The sequence below is a fragment of the Rhizobacter sp. P3_B12 genome, assembly GCF_056402895.1.
Window position 1 is genome coordinate 1 of sequence record NZ_JBFUGN010000449.1, and the last position, 4,866, is coordinate 4,866.

3 protein-coding genes are annotated in these 4,866 nt (G+C 67.7%); 2 read left to right on the forward strand and 1 reads right to left on the reverse strand.

The window, feature by feature from the left end; genetic code table 11:
- Positions 1–62: 62 nt before the first annotated feature.
- A complete protein-coding gene (locus AC1D01_RS20900) occupies positions 63–2,813 on the reverse strand; it encodes an InlB B-repeat-containing protein (RefSeq protein WP_477869661.1) in 2,751 nt (916 codons plus the stop codon).
- A gap of 605 nt (positions 2,814–3,418) precedes the next feature.
- On the opposite strand from AC1D01_RS20900, the gene AC1D01_RS20905 reads away from it, so the two are divergent.
- On the forward strand, positions 3,419–4,699 hold the full coding sequence (locus AC1D01_RS20905) for a nucleotide sugar dehydrogenase (RefSeq protein ID WP_477869663.1): 1,281 nt from the start codon (positions 3,419–3,421) through the stop codon (positions 4,697–4,699).
- A gap of 23 nt (positions 4,700–4,722) precedes the next feature.
- Positions 4,723–4,866, forward strand: a 144-nt coding sequence (locus AC1D01_RS20910; RefSeq protein ID WP_477869665.1) for an NAD-dependent epimerase/dehydratase family protein, incomplete at its 3' end; no start/stop codon positions are given.

The window sequence follows — 4,866 nt, forward strand, 5'->3', positions numbered from 1 at the left end:
GGCTTTGCCGGGCCGCTGGCGGCGCCCCCTTGGGGGGAGGCGCCGAAGGCGCTTCGGGGGGGTCAATATTCGTAGGCGCCGACGTCGATCTTGCCGTTCAGCGGTCGAGCGGTGCCGATGTAGTCGGTCGTGACCAGCGAGGTCGCGACACCGGTGTTGATCGCCGGGCTGCCGGTCGACAGCGTCAGCGGCTTGCTGGTCGCGCCGGTCACGGTGGTGCTGGCGTACTTCGGGTCGACGATGCGGCTGGTGTCGGTGCGGCCGGAGCTCGCGGTCGCGTACTGCAGGGCCCACAGCGACGCCGAGACGCTGTTGTCCTTCAGCATGAAGGTCGGCGCGCCGCCGGTCACCCAGTAGATGTTGCCGTCGATGCGCAGCGTCGAGAAATCGGCCAGCGCGTCGGCGTTCACCTTGATCAGCGGGCGTCCGGCCGAGCCGTAGATGATGTTGTTGTAGATCTCGATGTTGACGCCCTTGGTGCCGATCTCCGACTCGTTCGACASGAAGATCGAGCCCTGCCCGGCGGTGGCGGTGTTGTAGCAGCTGTTGTTGTAGATGCGCACGTTCGACGACGACGAGGTCGCGACGCAGGCCCAGGTGGCGTTGACSACCACGTTGTTGCGCACGATGCCGTCGTAGCTCTCGTAGYKGCCRTCGRCCAGSCGRTCGGWRTCGGTCTCCTGGCCGAGCATGATCGCGTGGCCGTTGTCGSYGCGSCCGATGTTSWMSAGCAGGTTGTTCTCGAAGAYCGTGCTGCGCGCRTTGCCCTTGGCGTACATGCCGAARTCGGGCACGTCGTGCACGTAGTTGCCGGCCACGCGGGTGTTGTTGGCGCCGACGATGTCSAYGCCCTGCGCRTTGSTGCCCGGCGTCACGACGCTGCTGCTCTGGTAGATCTCGTTGTCCAGCACCTCGACGTCATTCGCGGTGCGCACCAGCTTGACGATGTCGGCGACGCTGCAGCACAGCGTGTTGCCCTGGATGCGCACCTTGGCGGTGTCGATCTTGATCACGTTGCCGTCGTCGCCGCCGGCCGTGCTGCCGCGCACTTCCATGCCCTGGATCGTCCACCAGCTGGCGAAGCAGTCGGTGTTGCCGGTGCCGCTGCCGATGGCGTCTTCGTCGCAGGCGCTGTTGTAGAAGTAGATCGTCGGGCCGGCGCCGGTGCGCTGCAGCACCGGGCGCTCGCCGTTGTAGCCGCGCATCGTGATGCGGGCAGTCGAGGTGCCGGCGGTGCGGATCACCACCGCCTCGGAGTAGGTGCCGGCGCGCACTTCGATGATGTCGCCCGCGGTCGCGACGCCGACCGCCTTCGTGATGCTCTTGAACGGCGCGGCCAGCGTGCCGGCGGCGCTGTCGCTGCCGGTGGTGGCGACGAACCAGCTCTTGCCGCTGGTGCCACCACCACCGCCGCCGGTGCTGGTGGCGGTGAACGTGGCGGTGACCGATTTCGCGGCGTTCATCGTCAGCGCGCAGGTGCTGCTGCCCGTGCAGGCGCCGCCCCAGGCGGTGAAGGTGTAGCCGGTGGCCGGCGTCGCGGTCAGCGTGACGGCGGTGCCGGCATTGAAGCTCGCGGCGCAGCTGCTGCCGCAGGCGATGTTGCCGCCGCTCGAGGCCACCGTGCCGCTGCCCACCTTGGTGACGGCCAGCGCATAGGTGTTCAGCGTGAACACGGCGCCGGCCTGCGTCGCGGCGCTGACCTTCACGGTGCAGGTGCCGCCGGTGGCCGTCACGGTGCCGGTCGCCGCGCAGGCGCCGCTCCAGCCGCTGAAGGTCGAGGTGCTGCCGCTCGCCGCCGTCAGCGTCACGCTGGTGCCGGAGGTCACGGTGCTGCTGCAGGTGGTCGGGCAGTTGATGCCGGACGGGTTCGAGGTCAGCGTGCCCTGGCCGGTGCCGGTCACGGTGGTGGTCAGCGCGAAGGAGCTGGCCGGGATCGCGGCGAAGGTGGCGGCCACCGTGCGCGCGGCCGACATCGTCACCACGCAGGTGTTGGTGCCCGAGCAGCCCGCGCCGCTCCAGCCACTGAACGAATAGCCGCTGGCCGGCGCCGCGCTGAGCGTGACGACGGTGTTCTGGTCATAGCTGTGCGCGCAGGTGCTGCCGCACGAAATGCCGGCCGGCGAGGAGCTCACCGTGCCCGAGCCGGTGACCGTGACGCCGAGTGCGAAGGTCGGCACCGCGACGGCCGTGAAGCTGACGCTGACGCTGCGCGCCGAGCTCATCGTGACCTGGCAGGTGCTGCCGGTGCAGCTGACGCCGCTGCCGCTCCAGGCGCCGACGGTGTAGCCGGAGGCGGGCGTGGCCGTCAGCGTGACGACCGTGCCGGCGGCGTAGGTGCCGCTGCAATCGGTGGCCGTGCTGCACGAGAACGGCGAAGCGCCGGCGACGCTGCCGGAGCCGGCGACCGTCACGCTCAGCGCGTACTCGGGCGCGTCCACGGCGCTGAAGGTCGCGACCAGCGACTTCGACTGGTCGAGCATCACCGCGCAATCGCCGGTGCCGGTGCACGCGACGCCGACCCCGCTCCAGCCGACGAACTGGTTGCCCTGTGCCGCGGCCGCATGCAGCGTGACCTCGGTGTTCTTCGTGTACGAGCCGGAGCAGTCGCTGCCGCAGTCGATGCCGTTCGGCGTCGACGCGACCGTGCCCTGGCCGATGCGGTTGATGGACAGCACCGACATCTGCGGCGCGGGCGACGGGGCGTCGCCGTCATCGCTCTTCGATCCGCCGCAGGCCGCGAGGGCGGCGCCGAGCACGAACATCGTCAGATACTTCGAGACACAAGAGAGAGCGGGGATCGAGGTCGGGGACATCACGCGGTTCCAGCTGACACCAGGATCCGACACGGTCCCTGGACCGGACGGATTGTGTTGGCACCCACTCACCAACCTGTGTCCAGATGTGGGATAGACACGTTACAGATGGCTGTGGTGGGCATCCGACGAATGGACCGGCGCGTGGGCACCCACTCGCGATGATTCGTGGTGCAGCGCACACAGACYGTCCATCGGATGTCCGAATGGCTGACATCGCGGCGCCGGACTGTCGGCCGTGTGCAACGACTGCGGCCTCGGGGGCCCGAACGGGCGGCCGCCCGCACCCCCGGGTTCGCGGGGAGGCTGTTACAAAAACAATCGGAAAAGTCTGCCTGTTCCCGTGGCACGCGCGGCAGAAGTTGCAGCACCAACCCCGTAACTCAGGGATTGGCGCTGCGGGGTGGTTCTCCGATCATCCCGACCATTCCAAAAGGGGAGCGGCAGCAAGGTTCGGGGGCTGTATCGGTAATCGGGGCGAGTTTGAAACAAACCCTTCCACTACCATCTGTCTTTCGTCCGGCGATGCACTCTCTTCCGTGGCAACGCTGGGCTTTTTCAATATGCCGCGCGAGATTCGCGGCCCACTTTCAAACCATAGATTCATGACCACCGTTGCTATCGTCGGCCTGGGGTATGTCGGATTGCCGCTTGCAGTTGAATTCGGCAAGAAATACAAGACCATCGGGTTTGATTTGTCGGCGCCGAAAATCGCCGCCTACCGCGAACACATCGACCCGACCGGCGAAGTCAGCACCGAGGCGCTGAAGGCCGCGAGCCAGCTGCACCCGACCACCGACGCGAGCGCACTGAAGGAAGCCGACTTCATCGTCGTCGCGGTGCCGACGCCGGTGGACGACGCCCACAACCCCGACCTGTCGCCGCTGGTGGGCTCGAGCACCTCGGTCGGCCGCAACCTGAAGCGCGGCGCGACGATCGTCTTCGAATCCACCGTCTACCCCGGCGCGACCGAAGAGGTCTGCATCCCGATCATCGAGCGCGAGTCCGGCCTGAAGTGGAAGCAGGATTTCTTCGTCGGCTATTCGCCGGAGCGCATCAACCCGGGCGACAAGCAGCACACGCTGACGACCATCACCAAGGTGGTGTCGGGCGACACGCCCGAGACGCTGAAGCTGGTGGCCGAGATGTACGGCAGCATCATCACCGCCGGCGTCTACCCGGCGACGAGCATCAAGGTGGCCGAGGCCGCGAAGGTGATCGAGAACACCCAGCGCGACCTGAACATCGCGCTGGTCAATGAACTCTCGCTGATCTTCCACCGCATCGGCATCGACACGCTCGAGGTGCTGGAGGCCGCCGGCACCAAGTGGAACTTCCTGCCGTTCCGACCGGGGCTGGTCGGCGGGCATTGCATCGGCGTCGACCCGTACTACCTGACCCACAAGGCCGAGCGCCTGGGCTACCACCCGCAGGTCATCCTGGCCGGGCGCCGCATCAACGACGGCATGGCCAAGTACGTGGCCGAGCAGACGATCAAGAACATGATCCAGGCCGGCTTCCAGGTGAAGGGCGCCAACGTCATCGTGCTGGGCCTGACCTTCAAGGAAGACTGCCCGGACCTGCGCAACTCGAAGGTGATCGACGTGGTGCGCGAGCTCGAGAGCTACGGCGTGACGGTGCATGTGCACGACCCGGTGGCCGCGGCCGACGAGGCCAGGCACGAGTACGGCGTCGACCTGGTCGGCTGGGAGGCGCTGCCGAAGGCGCAGGCCCTGGTGGCCGCCGTCCCGCACAAGGCGCTGAAGGCGCGTCCGATCGACGACTACGTCGCCAAGCTGGTGCCGAACGGCCTGTACGTCGACGTCAAGAGCCAGGCCGATGCGAAGGCGCTGCGGGCACGCGGCCTGAACGTGTGGCGCCTGTGATCACGAACGAGGCGACGACTGCCATGCCGAACGAGTTCCTGGACCCCGTGCTCGAACAGCTGCGCGCCGCGCCGCGCCGCTGGCTCGTCACCGGCAGCGCCGGCTTCATCGGCTCGCACCTGCTGGAGAACCTGCTGCGCGCCGGCCAGCAGGTCACGAGCCTGGAC